Origin of the sequence: Haloimpatiens massiliensis (assembly GCF_900184255.1) — a bacterium.
In the GTDB taxonomy this organism is placed as follows: domain Bacteria; phylum Bacillota; class Clostridia; order Clostridiales; family Clostridiaceae; genus Haloimpatiens; species Haloimpatiens massiliensis.
In genome coordinates, this window is record NZ_LT854640.1 from 1,073,105 (window position 1) to 1,089,701 (window position 16,597).

Below are 16,597 nucleotides of genomic sequence, written 5' to 3' on the forward strand. Positions count from 1 at the left end.
TAACTTATTCTTAATCTTTATTTAATAATCCTTAATTTCTAGTTTTTTCTTTTATATAATTTTTAATATCCCTATCATACCCCTCTCGTATCTTATTTAAAATATTATTCTCTGATGAATCAAAACAAAGTTCCCCTACTTGCTTTATAGGTAATACCTTTGGAGAAGTTCCTGATACAAATAGAGCATCCAATTTATTTATATTATTATAATGGAACTTTTCTTCCCTAACTTTTATACCCATATTACTACACACATCTATAATCATAGCCCTTGTTACACCTGGAAGCACTTTATCACATGACGAAGTTATAACTTCACTTCCTTGTATCATAAATATATTTGACTTACTACCTTCAGTTATATTACCCTCTCTATCAACTAATATGGCTTCAAAAGCGTTGCTTTTATTTATTTCTTCTGTAACTTTACTTCTAAAATCCATGTCTATTACTTTAGCATTTGGATTATTTCTTTCCCCATGATACAATATAGTCTTTACGCCTTCACTGTACATCTGCTTCGTTGGATAACTATGCTTTACAAAATAAACCAGAAAATTATTGCTTTCATTAAAATTAAAAACCATTTTAATGTTTCCTTCTTTTACTTTATTAATTTCTATAAGCCTCTTCATACTAATCTTTATTTCATCAATAGTAAGCCATAATTTATCTTGTGACAATTTAGCAGTGTTCTGAAGCCTTTCTAGATGCTTTTCTAAATAAAGTGGAATCCCATCTATTATTCTTATAACTTCATATAGTGCTTTTCCCTCCTTTAAATATTTTCCATCAAAGCTACTACTATCTTTAACTTCACCATTCAATATATAAAAATTCTCTATGCACTCAGACATAATTGCACCATCCCTTTCTCAAAATTACTTCCAATATAATACTTCTATATTATTTCTCTTTTTCCTTGCATTAATTAAATAAGGTTTACCAACTAATTTAAATAATGGTAAATCTGCCATAGAATCTGAAAACATATAAGAATTCTTGAAATCCACCTGTATTCCTTCTTTTTTAATATATTCTTTTAATCTTTTTACCTTTTCTTCACCTTTACAATTTACACCTATTATTCTACTTCCATGCTTTCCATCTACTACTTCAAACCTTGTTCCCATTACCTTATCTACTTCTTTTATATTATATAATTGATTTAAATAAAACTCAGCGGAAGCTGATATGAGAATTATTCTATATCCTTCAGCTTTTAGTTTTTTCATAGTTGCTATAGCATCTTTATAAAGTATTTTACTTAATCTTTTTTTATAAAATTCTTTTACTGTATCTTGCATATGCTTCTCTTCAATGCCATCTATAAATCCCAAAAATTTTTCTTTAGCTTTACCTGCATCATATATTTTTATAGCATATAGTAGTGCCGATATAACACTTTTAGGAAAATGAATTATAAATTTAGGATTTTTCTTCATCATAAAAAACATAAATTCCATAGCTGTTTCTCTTTTAGTTAGAGTGTAATCCACATCAAATATAGCTAATTTTTCCATAACAATCCTCCAAATATGTATTTACCTTATACGTATCATCGCTAATTCTATATTAAGGCACATTCAAATAAATAATAAGTCAGTATGCTAGTCTATTTTGCGTCATACTGCGTCAACAGAACCCGCCGGCAGTTATACTAGCGACGGAACCTTCTTCCTTGTCTAACACAAAATATACTAGCATCTTTGACTTGTTATTTCTTTTCATGTACCTAACACTAATTTTAAATTAATATATTAATTTAAAATAAAGAGCCGATGCATAAGCAGCGACTCTTTACCTTATTTAATCTTCTAGTAAACTTTCATAGTATTCTTTAACTTCATCAAATTCTTTATCATCTGGTATAGCGAGTTCTGCTATTTCTTCTCCATCACCTATTACCTTAAATAAATATACTGAACCATCTTCTGGATTTTGAACAATAGCATATTCATTGTCTTTATATGCAAAGCCATCTACTACTTCACATTTCACCACATTTCCATTTTCATCTTCTAAGTCTACCATTAGAGTTTCATGTTCGCCACAACCGCAACCACATTCATGATCATGTTCTCCACAGCATCCATGATCTTCACCATGTTCTTCACAACAGCTATGATTTTCTTCTTCGTTGCAGCAACATTTTTTCATTTCTTCATTATTCATATTTATACCTCCCCTTATAGGTTATGGTATAATTTTACCCTTAATTCGATAATTTTAAAAGCCTTTTTTGAAATTCTTTCATAAATTATATTATTTATATTTAAAACATTCTTTTTGCTCTTCTTACCATTCTTTTCATATTTCTTCCCATACCATTAAGTGATCTTCTCATCCTCATTCTTCTTATCATTCTTTCCATTATAATATCATCTCCTTTCTATTAATATTTTGTACCGATTAGTTTAATTTAAACTATAAACCTTTTGCCAAATTCGGCAGGTTCCTGCATCAAACTAAATTTTCGACAAAATTCGGTAGGTGCCAGGCACCAACTAAAAAAGGAAGTACCTTCTTTTATAAGAAGATACTTCCTTTTTAGTTAGTGTTTAGTCAGCAAGTCTTTTATAAGTTGCTATTCTGTCTTTAGCTTGTTTTTCGTTCAAGTCAAATAATGAGTCTGCTTGATCTGGGAATACTTTTTGAAGTGATGCATATCTAACTTCACCTAATAAGAATTCCTTAAAGTCTCCAGTTGGCTCTTTAGAATCTAATGCGAAAGATTTTTTGCCTTCTTCTACTAGTGCTGGGTTGTATCTATATAGAGCCCAGTATCCGCAATCTACAGCTTTCTTTTCTTCTAATTGACTCTTGCCCATGCCTGATTTTAATCCATGGTTTATACATGGAGCATAAGCTATTATTAGTGATGGTCCTTCATAAGCTTCTGCTTCTTTTATAGCTTTAAGAGTTTGATTTTTGTCAGCTCCCATAGCTATTTGAGCAACATAAACATATCCATAACTCATAGCCATCATTCCAAGGTCTTTCTTCTTAGTTCTCTTTCCACCAGCTGCAAACTTAGCTATAGCTGCTGTTGGAGTAGCTTTAGAAGATTGTCCGCCTGTATTAGAGTAAACTTCTGTATCAAATACAAGAACATTTACGTCTTCTCCAGTTGCTAAAACGTGGTCTAATCCGCCATATCCTATATCGTAAGCCCAACCGTCTCCACCAAATATCCATTGAGATTTCTTAGTGAAGTATTCTTTTCTATCATACATTTTCTTAGTTAAATTATTTTTATCTTTTTCAGCTTCTAACAATGGTACTATCTTAGCTGTTACAGCTTTTGATTCATCACCCTTGTTCATAACTTCTAACCATTCATTTAAAGCAGCTTTTAAGTCAGCTCCTACATGTCCGCCTGCAATAGCTTCTTTAACTATTTCAGCAAGAGTTTCTCTTATAGCTTTAACTCCTAAGTACATTCCAAGACCAAATTCAGCATTGTCTTCGAATAATGAGTTAGCCCAAGCTGGTCCATGACCATTGTCATTTACAGTATATGGAGATGCTGGTGATGATCCACCCCAGATTGAAGAACATCCTGTAGCATTAGCTACCATCATTCTATCTCCAAATAGTTGTGTTACTAATTTAGCATATGGAGTTTCTCCGCATCCACCACAAGCTCCACTGAACTCTAGAAGTGGTTTTTCAAATTGGCTACCTTTTACATTAGATACTCCCATTGGGTTTCTCTTTTCAAGTTTTAATGCATAGTCAAATGAATCTTGTTCTTTTGCTTGTTCTCCAAGTGGTTTCATTATAAGAGCTTTTTCCTTAGCAGGACAAACTTCAGCACAACTTCCACATCCTGTACAGTCCATAACGCTTACTGTCATAGCAAAGTTTAATCCTTCAAAGTTCTTTCCACCATTGGCTTTAACTACTTTAAATCCTTCTGGTGCATTTTTAACTTCTTCATCTGTCAATAAAGCTGGTCTTATAACAGCATGTGGACATACATATGAACATTGGTTACATTGTATACATTTATCCATTTGCCATTCTGGTACATTTACAGCTATACCTCTCTTTTCGTATGCTGCAGTTCCTGCTGGTATAGTACCATCTACATAATCTATAAATTTACTTACAGGAAGTTTATCTCCTTCTTGTCTATTCATAACATCTGCTACTTCTTTAATGAATTCTGGTCTTTCTCCTCCGCAGCAGCAACATTCTTCGTCTTTAGCATCTTTCCAGCTTGCTGGAACTTCTATTTTAACTACGCCTTCAGCACCTGCATCTATAGCGGCATGGTTCATATTAACAACTTTTTCACCTTTTTTGCCGTACATCTGAACAACTGCATCTTTTAAGTATTTAGCAGCTTCTTCTACAGGTATTATATTAGCTAATTTGAAGAAAGCAGATTGCATTATCATGTTTATTCTTCCACCAAGGCCAATACTTTGAGCTATCTTCACTGCATCCATTGTGTAGAAATTAATGTTATGTTCTGCAATGTATTTCTTCATTGATGCTGGTAAGTTTTTATCTAATTCTTCTTCATTCCATATAGTATTTAATAGGAATATACCACCATCTTTAATTCCAGCTAATACATCATATTTGTAAACATACGCTTGATTATGACAAGCAACATAGTTAGCTGCACTTATTAAGTAAGTGGATTTAATTGGTTTTTTACCAAATCTCAAGTGAGATATTGTAACTCCACCAGATTTTTTAGAGTCGTATGCAAAATATCCTTGAGCATACATATCTGTGTGGTCTCCTATAATCTTTATAGCGCTCTTGTTAGCTCCAACAGTACCATCTGATCCAAGACCCCAGAATTTACATTCTGAAGTTCCTTCTGGAACTGTTACAACTGTTTCTTTTATTTCTAGAGATGTATTAGTTACATCATCAACTATTCCTATAGTGAATCCATTCTTTGGTTCTGCAGCATTTAAGTTTTCATAAACAGCTGCTATATGTGATGGAGTTGTATCTTTTGAACCTAATCCATATCTTCCACCAACTATTAACATATCTTTGTCTTTTTCAAAGTATGCATTTCTTACATCTAAGTATAGTGGCTCTCCTTCTGAACCTGGCTCCTTAGTTCTGTCAAGAACAGCTATTTTCTTAACAGTCTTTGGTATATATTTAAAGAAATGTTCTAGTGAGAATGGTCTGTATAAGTGAACATTAAGTACACCTACTTTTTCTCCCTTGTTCATTAAATAGTCAACAGTTTCTTCTATAGTATCGCAAACTGATCCCATAGCAACTATCATTCTTTCAGCATCTGGTGCTCCATAGTAGTTGAATAGATGATAGTTTGTTCCTATAGATTCATTAATTTTTCCCATATATTTTTCTACTATTTCTGGAAGTGCTTCATAATATTTATTAGAAGCTTCTCTTCCTTGGAAGTATATATCTGGGTTTTGAGCAGTACCTCTAGTTACTGGATGTTCTGGATTTAAAGCTTTTTGTCTAAATTCTTCTACTTTATCCATATCTATCATTTTTGCAAGTTCTTCATAATCCCACATTTGTATCTTTTGTATTTCGTGAGAAGTTCTAAATCCATCAAAGAAGTTTACAAATGGTACTTTTCCTTCTATAGATGCAAGATGAGCAACTGGAGAAAGATCCATAACTTCTTGAACTCCACCAGAAGCTAGTAATGCAAAACCAGTTTGTCTAGTTGCCATTACGTCACCGTGGTCTCCAAATATTGATAAAGCGTGAGTTGCTAGAGCTCTAGCACTTACGTGGAATACTCCTGGTAATAATTCACCAGCTATTTTATACATATTAGGGATCATTAATAATAATCCTTGAGAAGCTGTGAATGTTGATGTTAATGCACCTGCTTGTAATGAACCGTGAACAGCTCCAGATGCTCCGGCTTCAGATTGCATTTCCATTACTCTTACAGTTTGTCCAAATATATTCTTTCTTCCTTGAGTTGCCCATTCATCTACGTGCTCTGCCATAGGTGATGATGGTGTTATTGGGTAAATTGCTGCAACGTCAGTAAACGCATAAGCAACGTGTGCTGCTGCAGTATTACCGTCCATTGTCTTCCATTTTCTTTGGATTGGACTCATTTAAATCATTCCTTTCTTTAAATATGCAATTTTAAGTGACACTTTTATTTTATGTAAAGACTGCTAAATTACACAGTCTATAGATTAGCTAATTTTTTACCTAAATCATAAGCATTATTAAGCTGCTGCTCATTAGGTGTCTCTCTTACTACTAAAGTATCGATTACATCAAACCCGTAATCTTTCATTTTTTCCTTCCAATCTTCCATGAACTGTCCATTATCCCAACCATAGGAACCAAATAATGCAACTTTTTTACCATTCACAGGTAGCATCTTGAATTCATTTATGAAAGGTTCCATTTCCAGTTGTTCAATTCTATTATTATCCATAGAAGGACTTCCAAAAGCAACTACATCACTTTCAGTTACATCTTGAATTTTTGCTTCTGAAACCAATTTCATATTTACATTCGCATTTGAACTTTCAGCACCCTCTTTTATTTTATTTGCCAAAACTTCAACATTTCCACCATTGCTCCAGTAAATAATTGACATTTTTTTCACAAAGCTCACCTCTCAACACTTTATTTTAGAAAAAATATCCTTTTTTATATTCAATACCCACATATTATTATATACCATATAAAAAATAATTCAACAATTGTTTCATATATATAAATATTTAAATAGATATTTTCTATATTATTTTGATATTTTCTATTCACATAAATATTGAAATTTAGCTACTATGCTATTTTTTATTCATTTTAATTATATTCCTAATATCCTCAATTAGTTCATCTATGTTGCCTTCATCAAGCTTTTCATAGGAATCTATTTTCCTAATTACCTTATCTTTAAATGTTTCTTTATCTTCCTTGATGAAATTATTTCCGTTAAAAACATCTCCTTGTTGCATTATTCTTGCATCATATCCTTTACTTTCTAATGCGACCTTAAAACTTTTTTGTGTTTCACTTTCTCCATGAACTAAAAGTATACCCTTAGGTTTGTTTTTAAATCCCTCTATCCAGTTGAAAAGTCCCTGTCTATCTGCATGGCCAGAAAGTCCATCTAGTCTATGGATTTCCGCGTTAACTGCTATTTCTTCTCCGAAAATTTTAACTTTTTTTTCACCATTTAATATTTTATATCCCAAAGTTCCTTCAGCTTGATATCCTACAAATACTATAGAACACTCTTTCCTCCATAAATTATGCTTTAGGTGATGTCTTATTCTGCCAGCTTCACACATACCACTGGCAGATATAACCACCGCTCCCTTTGGTATTTTATTTACTTGTACAGACTCCTCTACTGAATTCACAAAGGTGAGTCCCCTAAAACTCAAAGGATCATCTCCTTTTCTTATTAATTTTTTAGCTTCCTCATCATATTCCTCAGTATGTTTTTCAAATATTTTAGTAGTTTCATTTGCTAAAGGACTATCCACGAAAAATTTTACATTTTTAAAAAAATTACTTTCTACATATTTATTTAAGGAATATATTACTTCTTGGGTTCTTCCCACAGCAAAAGATGGTATTATCACATTTCCTCCTCTAGCTATAGTTGTTTTAATTATGGTAGCTAGCTTTTCTAATTGGTTTGTAATATTTCCATGATATCTGTTACCATAAGTAGTCTCCATTATTATGTAATCTGCGTAATCTATAGTAGCTGGATCTTTCAGTATAGGTACATTTACATTTCCCAAATCACCACTATAAACCACCTTCACTTCTCCATCTTTTTCTACCATAAATATTTCTACTATGGCTGAACCTAAAAGATGACCAGAGTCTTTAAATCTAATCTTAAAACCTGGAAATAATTCTATAAATTTATCATATTTATATCCTCTAAATAAATACATACTCAATTCTGCTATTTTAGCAGTATAAAGAGGTTCTATAAGTTCTAAACCTTGTCTCATTTTCTTTCTATTTTTCCACTCAACTTCCATTTCTTGTATAAATCCACTATCCCTAAGCATTGCACTACATAAATCCATGGTAGCTTCTGTGCAAATAACCTCTCCTTTAAAACCCATTTTATATAAAAGAGGTATTCTCCCACTATGGTCAATATGAGCATGAGATAGTATCACATAGTCTATTTCCTTTGGATTAAAGGCAAAAAAATCATTTCCCCTTTCTTTTTCATCCTTACCTTGATATAGACCACAATCTAAAAGTATTTTCTTACCCCCATACTTAAGAATGTGACAAGAACCCGTTACACACCCAGCTGCGCCATAAAACTCTATCTCCATCTTAATCCCTCCCTTTTTGAATTAATAATTAATCATTAATAACTCATCTTTTATACATAATTTTAAAGCTGTACATTTAATAAATATAACTTTTAGTTTAAAATGTTCCTTTAATGTAAATTTTAAAATGTAAAATGAAGGTTGAAATTCCACATAAATTTGTTAAATTTATATTTTATTAAAGACTTCTAAAGTAGTTTTATCCTTAAATTTAAATTCCCAATTTTAATTTTTCATTGCCTTCCTAATGGTGTCAATAATAATATCAGTTCCATTTTGGAATCCACTTTCTCTCATTTTTTTAATGTATAAGTGTTTTTCATTATATAGTTCCTCTAAATTTTGCATAAACACTTCATTATTAGTTTCTTCTTCCTGAAGAACTTTACTAAATCCACTTCTTTTAAAAGAACCAGCATTTAATATTTGATCTCCTCTGCTTACTTTAGCTGATAATGGTATTAATAGATTGGGTTTGGTTAATGCCAATAATTCATAAATAACATTAGCTCCCGCTCTAGATACTACTAAATCAGCTGCAGTCATAAAATGCTTTAATTCCTCTCCCACATATTCATATTGTTTATATCCTTCCCTATGTTCTAAACAAGTATCTAGATTATTTTTACCACAAATATGAATAATATCATACTTATCAATAAGTTTATCTATATTATTTCTAATTAAATCGTTTATAAATTTAGATCCTAAGCTTCCTCCTATTACTAATAGAATAGGTTTTTCTCCATTAAATTTGCATATTTTTAAAGCTTTAATTTTACTTCCCTCAAATAATTCTTCTCTTATAGGAGTTCCACTTACAATTCCTTTTCCACTTTTTATATGTTTCAAAGTTTCAGGAAAAGTAACACATATTTTGTTGCAATAAGGTATGGCTATTTTATTTGCTAGTCCAGGTGTCATATCTGATTCATGAGAAACTACTGGAATTTTATTTAATTTAGCTCCTATAACTACTGGCACAGAAACAAATCCACCCTTAGAAAATACAACTTTAGGTTTTTCGCTTTTAATTATAGCAGCTGCCTCAAATATCCCCTTTATAACCTTGAATGGATCAGATATGTTTTTTAAATCAAAGTACCTTCTAAGCTTTCCTGTGGATATGGAATAGTATTTTATTCCCTGTTCTTCTATTATTTTTCTTTCAATCCCCTGTTCACTACCTATATACTCTATTTCATATCCCAATTTTCTTAGCTTTGGTATTAATGCTAAATTAGGAGTTACATGTCCTGCAGAACCTCCACCAGTCATTATTATCTTCATTATATTTCATCCTTCCTATTTATCAACTATAGTTTTATTATATCTGAAATTTGAAACTTGAATTACTACCCTTTTAATTTAAAATTTAGAATGTAAAATTTTAAATTAAAATTATTAAGAACACTTAAATATATTGTTGAAAACCAACTGTTACTTTATGGTATATTATAAATTATAATTTTATTATATTCATTTTTTAGACATTCTTATAATCCTTTATATAGGTTTATTATCAACTATAATTTTATTATATACTACATTGCCCATACATTAAAATAAATTTTGTCAAAAAAAATTCCAATTGGACATTTGTTTTCTATACCTTGTACGTATTTCATATGCATCCTTCAATCTCCCAATATAATTAATATAAAATGTGCAATAATAATAGTACACCAATAAAAAAGGAGGTTGTTATAATGAGAAACTTAGTACCAGAAGCTAGGAATGGATTAAACAGATTTAAAATGGAAGTAGCTAATGAACTAGGCGTACCTTTTACAGATTACAATGGTAACTTAACTTCTAGACAATGTGGTTCTGTTGGTGGAGAAATGGTTAAACGAATGGTAGAACAATACGAAAGAACTTTATAAAATTAGCTCTACAATACTACCATAATGAACTTTGTTTTTAACACTTTGCTAAAATAATAGGGGTGTGACAATTTTGTCACACCCTTAACCATATTTACATTTTCAAAAGACTCTAAGATTTTTATTACACTTAAAAAATGATATAAAAACAATTTTATAGCTCATTCAATTTTTTTATATTGTTTATAAATCTTTTCTTATCTCCAGTATTCAAATTTATATATGTTAATATTACATGTTTTATTATAGTTCTTGTTTTATTACATGAATTTATTTCATCAGATATAAATGATGTGTTCTTTTCATTTAGTAATTTCCATGTACATTTATTACAAAATTCACTTGCCCAACAATCTTTACAATATTCAATCTCATTTTTTTTCAAAATATCTTTAAAACTTAGATTTATTTTATCATCCAATATATTTCCAATTTTATAATTTTCATTTCCAACAAACCTATGGCAAGGATAGTAAGCACCATTTCCTAAAATACTGATCATTTTATAACCCGACGAACAATATAAATTATTTGTAATTGATTTGTTGTTCAAATGGTTTAAAATCCTTTTTATTAAATTTAAAATTTCATTATCTAATTCTGCTATATTATTATTTATCATAGCATCATCTATACGTTTAAGTATACCTTCTTGGACATTTTCAACAGTTTTGGGTTTAAATTTCGTTGATGTACAATCAGCTAAATACACAATAGGTATAGATAATTCCTTTTTCAGTATATTTCTCAAGTCACATCTTGAGATATTATTTATTTCATGTATATTAGTATAAGTTGCCTCAACCATTGCCGGTTTAATACTATTTTTTTTCATTTTTATTAAATTGTTATAAACACAAGTATATGTCCCTTCCCCATTCTTATTTATTCTTAATTGATCATTGATATATAGTGGGCCATCCAAACTAATAGTAAGCTTTATTTCATACTCCTTTATAGTTTCAATTAATAACTCGTTTAAATTCGTTCCATTAGTTACCATATAAAATTTTGGAATTGATACTAAGTCACCTTTACTATTAAGATATTTACAATGTTCACATATTGCTTTTATAACTTCTGGATAAATACTAGGCTCTCCTCCAAAAAATGTTATCTTATCTATTTTATGGATACCTTTCTTGATAAGATTATTAAGTATTACCACTGCATGATTTTTATCAAGAATTATATTATTTGAAAATCCATATGTTCCTTCATCAGCATAACAATATTTACACTTTAAATTACATGATAATTGAACCATAAATTGGAGATGATTGATAATTCCTGTTTTTTTAAAATTTTCATCAGACAACATTTTATTTTTGTTATCTATATCAAAATTGGAATATACAAATTTTTTAAATACCATTCTTTGTAAACTAGTTAATTTATTTTCTTTAAACTTTATTTGCCATTCACTAATTTTATTTGCCTCTGATGCATTTATTAAAATTATAGAGTTTGTATTTTTATGATATATTGCAGCTTTATTATAAGAATCGCTAGATAACACTTTTAAATTCCACATTGATGAATCATATTCTTCAAATTTTGTATATAATGTATCTTGTATTATAATTTTATCATTATAATAAATTTTAAATATTAAAGATTCTTTACAAACCAAAGTAAATACTAATGGTAAAGAATATCCTAATTCATTTGCTTTATTTTTCAATAATTCACATAAATCACTATCTACATACGAAAATTCTGATTTACTTTTTTCTTCAGATGCACGGGCATGCACAAGAATATATACCCATTTATTTTTCTTAAACTCTTTGATACTAGCATATAATTTTTTTTTACTAATAGGTAATTTATCATTCTCACATGATTCCATATATTCATCTAAATTAATAAAATCGATTATATTAATAATTTCATCCTCATAATTAAAATCTCCCTTTAACAAGTAAAAATTCCCATCATTAGTCAAATCATCTATAGATATTGAAATCTTTAAAAATGCCTCTATAGTATCAAATATTTTCATCATACCACACCCTTTTTTAATTATAAAATATAAATAATACATTTAAAAATAACATTATTATCTTCTTAGCTATTTATTGTATATAGGCTATAAAAATACCCCTTATTATTCATTAATTCATCAAATGAACCATATTCTTCGATTCTACCGTGATTTAATGTAACTATACAATCATATTTTCTTAGAGTATTTGGCACTAATTTGTGAGTTACCACTATTGCTGTTAGTTCTTTTTTTTCTAGAACTATATTTTCTATTTTCATTGCAGTTTTATTATCTAAGCTTGATGTTGCTTCATCAAGTATCATTACAGAAGTATTTTTCAAAAATGCACGAGCTATAGATATTCTTTGTTGTTCTCCACCAGAAAAATTATTTCCACTTTCATGAACCTTTGTATCTACTCCTTCTGGTAAACTTCTAATCAATTCATCTAATCCTGCACATTTTATAGCTTGTTGTACATGCTCCTTTGAATACTCCTTAAACATAGTTATATTATTTTTAAGAGTATCATCAAATATTATTACTCTCTGATGAATCATTGAAAAATTATTATTTAAACTTGTTTTATCAATATTTTTTAAATTTTGTGTACCTATAATAATTTCTCCTTGATATGCATCATAATATTTCATAATTAATTTAACTAAAGTTGATTTACCAGATCCACTACTTCCTACTAACGCATACTTTTTACCTTCTTCAAAGTTAAAGTTAATATTCTTCAAAACTAAACTACTAACATCGTATCCATAACTTAAATTATTTAATTTTATTGGTGCTGACTCTATTAAATTCTCTCCAATAAACTTTGAATTTTCATCTTGTTTTGGAACATTCAAAATTTCCTCTATTTTAATTTTTATAGATTTTATAGATTTTAAATTAACTAATTGCTTAGAAGCTTGTCTAATTGGATTATTCACATAATTAGATATTTGCATAATACCTAAAAATACCCCCAAAGTGATTTTACCTTTTAACACAAAATATATAGAAAATGTTAACTGAATTATACAAGATGTATAAGTTAATGTATGTTGTATAACCCACGATATACTTTGAGATTTTCTAAAATCGAATCGTGAATTTTCCACATCTTTGGTAGCACTAGTATGTAGTTTGTTAGCTTCATTATCAGCATTAAAGCTTTTAATAATTTCAAATCCATTAAAAATATCTTTTATCTTAGTATTATATATTTCTAAAAAATTAAAATATTTCTTCTGTTTTTCTGAAATTTTTTTGCCAAATATCATTGGAATTAACATAGGAATACACGATAATAATAATATAACTATAGCTATTAAAGGTTCATATACAAATAAAGTAATTGTTGCAACTAAAAAAGTAATTATATTTTCAATAATATTTGGTATATTAATAAAATAATTATTTTCAATTGTAACAATATCATTATTTAAAATAGATATAAATTTTGCACTATTACTTTCATTAAAATCATTTATATTTTTTGATAATATTGCATTAAAAATATCTCTTTTAAGCTGATAATTTACTTTTCTTAAAAAATATCTACTACAAAAATATTGAAAATTATTAATTACAAATGAAAATATTAAAAAAATAATTCCAAATAATAATAATTTTTTTATACCCATTATATCACCTTTTGTTCCAACATCTGCTAATCCTTTCATAAAAAGTGACCAAATAACCATTGAAATAGCTACCCCAATATCTGCAATTATCAATAGAATAAATACTATTATGTTGGAACGAAAATATTTACTTAATCTTATTCCTTTATTTTTCACCTGATACCTCCCTACTATATTTTAATACTATTCATATTCCACTTTTACAAAATAGTAGAAATAATTTTCATTATCAAATTTTTAAACATACTTTACTTAAAAAACGTCGTGATTATTCCACGACGTTCTTAAACATTTTTAACTAGTCACCACAGGTTCCGGTACCATTATTAATTCCACAGCTATTTTCTAAATCTTTAATATCTTCATTATCAATAATGTCATCTGATACTAATGTCTCAACCTTTAAATCTATAAGCTCTTTTATATTCATACATTTGCCTCCTTTCTTTTTAAATTTATACTATAATTGTAACATTATTCAATTTATTTGTCAAACTTTTCCATATACTTTTAATAAACTTTTCTTTCTTACCTTATTGGTAAAAATTTACAGTTACCTTTTTTTAAAATATCCGCTACATTTTTACCTAAATCAAATTTAGTATGCATTTTAATATGGCTTCGATACTTTTAAATTTAACCCACTTGAAATAAATCATAATTAATACTAATTAGTTTATTCTTTAGCCTGCTGAACTGACTTAACATGTTAAAGCCCATAATTATAGGGTGTGACAATTTTGTCACACCCCTAACCATTTATTCATCTTATTTATTTGATATTCTAATATCATTTATTTTTATTTGAAGATAATATTTATCATTATAATTATTTTTAAAAGGAGAAAATATAAGATCCACCTTAAGACCCTTTGGTTCATCTATTATACTTAAATAATCTTCCCCATATTCTTCTTTTAATAATTCTATAAATTCCTCTACCTTTCCAAATCCTAATGCATCTATAAAATTTCCTTCCCTGGTAAAAATGCATCTTAACTTTAAGGTATTCTTATCCTTACCCAAAATAGCTATAGACTTCACAGGTATATTTTTTTCTGCTAAAACAGGAGCTGAATTTCCCTTTCCAAAAGGTTCTAGCATTTTTATTTGGTTTATAATATCAAAATTAACTTCTCTCAAAGGTAGCCTTTTATCTATTCTTATTTTAGGTATTATATCATTATCTGTAAGAGTACAATTTTGAAGTAATGCTTCTCTGAGCTTAGGTATATTTTCTTCTTTTATTGAAAGTCCTGCTGCCATAGGGTGTCCACCAAATTTATATATATATTCTTTGCATTTTATAAGCTCTTCAAATAAATTATATTCTTCTATAGATCTGCCTGATCCCTTTGGCATATCCTTTCCCTTAGTTAATACAATAGTTGGAACATTATACTTTTCTTTTATTTTTCCTGCCACAATCCCTGCTATGCTTTCATGTACATCTTCCTTATAAATTAAAAATACTTTTTGATTTTTCATAGATGATTTTTCTATACTATCAATAATTTCTTCCACATTTTCATTGGTTATATCTTGCCTTTTTTTATTTAATCCATATAAAATATCAGCAAGTTCCTTAGCTCTCTTTTCTTCATTACATAATAATAGTTCTACAGATAAAGATGCATTTTCCAATCTACCTGTGGCATTTATACAAGGTCCTATTTGAAAACCAATGGTATAAGAATTCACACTTTTACATCCAATACGTTCTATTAAGCATTTAAGTCCTAAATTAGAGGTTTTATTCAATTCTTCTATAGCCTTTTTCGCTATAATTCTATTTTCATCAACTAAATCAACTATATCACATACTGTTCCAATACCCGCTAATTCCATATATTCATCAACATTATAGTCCATTTTTAATTTATCAAATAAGGTTTGTGCAAATTTAAACGCAATACCTGCGCCACATAAAAGTTTAAAAGGATAATTACAGTCCTTTCTCTTAGGATTAATAACTGCATCTGCTTTTGGCAAAACATATTTTCTTTGCCCCTTTTCCTCTATAAAAGGCAATTCATGATGATCTGTTATAACCACAGTCATACCTAGCTCCTTAGCCAATTTTACTTCTTCAGTGCAGGATATACCATTGAATAATTACTTGAATAATTGTCTAAGCATGTGAAACCATTGATATTACTTATCTTATCTTTATTATGCTAATAAATATCAATTTAGACACTATTCTTTTGTATGAATTTAGTAATTTACCAAAATTATTTTTGATTAATTTATCAAATCAACCTATTTCAGTAAAATATTTTAGACAAGTGAAGTACTATATTTTTACTATAAGTATTTTAACTTAAATATCAAGTGTAACTTATTAACATGTTATTTACAACTTATCAACACTCATCAAAGTGTATTTATATAAATCGCCTTTACATTAGTCTCATATTAAACACTATTTTAATTTCTATACAGTATGAACTTTATATGTTTAAATATTTTATGCAAGTTTTTCACTTAACATCAAAAAAAGGATTTTTATTTTCAAATATATCTTTAAACTCCTTAGTATATTGGAATTGAATAGAATTAATATATTTTAGTAATGTATTTATAGATGTATGACCAAGTTGAGTTGCTATTTTAGATGGATGAACACCTAATGATGCTGTTAAGCTACACCAATTATAGCTTAAGTCTATTGGCTTTATTTTAAATCCTAGTTTTTAAAGTACTTACCAAATATTTCATTTATCGCTGTTCTATCTAATATATTTCCTTGTTTATTATAAATAAAAATACT

Annotated in this window: 11 protein-coding genes and 1 pseudogene; 1 reads left to right on the plus strand and 11 read right to left on the minus strand. The window is 28.7% G+C overall.

Annotation, left to right across the window (positions count from 1 at the left end):
• Nucleotides 1–31 precede the first annotated feature (31 nt).
• The 7 genes from C1715_RS13390 to C1715_RS13420 form a co-directional block, all read right to left on the minus strand.
• Nucleotides 32–859 (minus strand): aminotransferase class IV, encoded by an 828-nt coding sequence (locus C1715_RS13390; protein WP_102400976.1) that lies wholly within the window; start codon nucleotides 857–859, stop codon nucleotides 32–34.
• 24 nt (nucleotides 860–883) lie between these two features.
• The gene (locus C1715_RS13395) at nucleotides 884–1,525 is read right to left on the minus strand and encodes an HAD-IB family hydrolase (RefSeq protein WP_102400977.1); all 642 of its coding nucleotides are present in this window, start codon (nucleotides 1,523–1,525) and stop codon (nucleotides 884–886) included.
• Nucleotides 1,526–1,811: 286 nt separating this feature from the next.
• Complete coding sequence (locus C1715_RS13400) at nucleotides 1,812–2,177, minus strand: DUF1292 domain-containing protein (RefSeq protein ID WP_102400978.1); 366 nt, start codon at nucleotides 2,175–2,177, stop codon at nucleotides 1,812–1,814.
• 386 nt (nucleotides 2,178–2,563) lie between these two features.
• Nucleotides 2,564–6,091 carry a pyruvate:ferredoxin (flavodoxin) oxidoreductase gene (gene nifJ, locus C1715_RS13405; RefSeq protein WP_102400979.1) on the minus strand — a complete coding sequence of 1,176 codons (3,528 nt, stop codon included), beginning with the start codon at nucleotides 6,089–6,091 and terminating at the stop codon, nucleotides 2,564–2,566.
• Nucleotides 6,092–6,168: 77 nt separating this feature from the next.
• Nucleotides 6,169–6,597, minus strand: a complete 429-nt coding sequence (locus C1715_RS13410) for a flavodoxin (protein WP_102400980.1) — start codon at nucleotides 6,595–6,597, stop codon at nucleotides 6,169–6,171.
• 187 nt (nucleotides 6,598–6,784) lie between these two features.
• A complete protein-coding gene (locus C1715_RS13415) occupies nucleotides 6,785–8,308 on the minus strand; it encodes an MBL fold metallo-hydrolase RNA specificity domain-containing protein (protein ID WP_102400981.1) in 1,524 nt (507 codons plus the stop codon).
• 225 nt (nucleotides 8,309–8,533) lie between these two features.
• Complete coding sequence (locus tag C1715_RS13420; protein ID WP_180964160.1) at nucleotides 8,534–9,601, minus strand: undecaprenyldiphospho-muramoylpentapeptide beta-N-acetylglucosaminyltransferase; 1,068 nt, start codon at nucleotides 9,599–9,601, stop codon at nucleotides 8,534–8,536.
• A 413-nt stretch (nucleotides 9,602–10,014) separates the two neighbouring features.
• On the opposite strand from C1715_RS13420, the gene C1715_RS13425 reads away from it, so the two are divergent.
• The gene (locus C1715_RS13425; RefSeq protein WP_180964161.1) at nucleotides 10,015–10,194 is read left to right on the plus strand and encodes an alpha/beta-type small acid-soluble spore protein; all 180 of its coding nucleotides are present in this window, start codon (nucleotides 10,015–10,017) and stop codon (nucleotides 10,192–10,194) included.
• Nucleotides 10,195–10,348: 154 nt separating this feature from the next.
• Here the strand turns inward: C1715_RS13425 and C1715_RS13430 are convergent, their stop codons facing one another.
• From C1715_RS13430 to C1715_RS13440, 4 genes and pseudogenes are all read right to left on the minus strand, one after another.
• Nucleotides 10,349–12,199, minus strand: a complete 1,851-nt coding sequence (locus C1715_RS13430) for a radical SAM/SPASM domain-containing protein (RefSeq protein ID WP_180964091.1) — start codon at nucleotides 12,197–12,199, stop codon at nucleotides 10,349–10,351.
• A 65-nt stretch (nucleotides 12,200–12,264) separates the two neighbouring features.
• The gene (locus C1715_RS13435; RefSeq protein WP_102400983.1) at nucleotides 12,265–13,980 is read right to left on the minus strand and encodes an ABC transporter ATP-binding protein; all 1,716 of its coding nucleotides are present in this window, start codon (nucleotides 13,978–13,980) and stop codon (nucleotides 12,265–12,267) included.
• A gap of 142 nt (nucleotides 13,981–14,122) precedes the next feature.
• Entirely contained in the window at nucleotides 14,123–14,254 is a 132-nt protein-coding gene (locus C1715_RS20070) for a hypothetical protein (protein WP_278320112.1), read from the minus strand.
• A 338-nt stretch (nucleotides 14,255–14,592) separates the two neighbouring features.
• Nucleotides 14,593–15,933, minus strand: a pseudogene (locus C1715_RS13440) (single-stranded-DNA-specific exonuclease RecJ); the annotation flags it as partial.
• Nucleotides 15,934–16,597: the final 664 nt, after the last annotated feature.

What these genes read in the sequence shown, in the direction of transcription:
- C1715_RS13390 (WP_102400976.1), bottom strand. Translation starts at nt 859, where the DNA reads ATGTCTGAGTGCATAGAGAATTTTTATATATTGAATGGTGAAGTTAAA.
- C1715_RS13395 (WP_102400977.1), bottom strand. Translation starts at nt 1,525, where the DNA reads ATGGAAAAATTAGCTATATTTGATGTGGATTACACTCTAACTAAAAGA.
- C1715_RS13400 (WP_102400978.1), bottom strand. Translation starts at nt 2,177, where the DNA reads ATGAATAATGAAGAAATGAAAAAATGTTGCTGCAACGAAGAAGAAAAT.
- nifJ (WP_102400979.1), bottom strand. Translation starts at nt 6,091, where the DNA reads ATGAGTCCAATCCAAAGAAAATGGAAGACAATGGACGGTAATACTGCA.
- C1715_RS13415 (WP_102400981.1), bottom strand. Translation starts at nt 8,308, where the DNA reads ATGGAGATAGAGTTTTATGGCGCAGCTGGGTGTGTAACGGGTTCTTGT.
- C1715_RS13430 (WP_180964091.1), bottom strand. Translation starts at nt 12,199, where the DNA reads ATGAAAATATTTGATACTATAGAGGCATTTTTAAAGATTTCAATATCT.
- C1715_RS20070 (WP_278320112.1), bottom strand. Translation starts at nt 14,254, where the DNA reads ATGAATATAAAAGAGCTTATAGATTTAAAGGTTGAGACATTAGTATCA.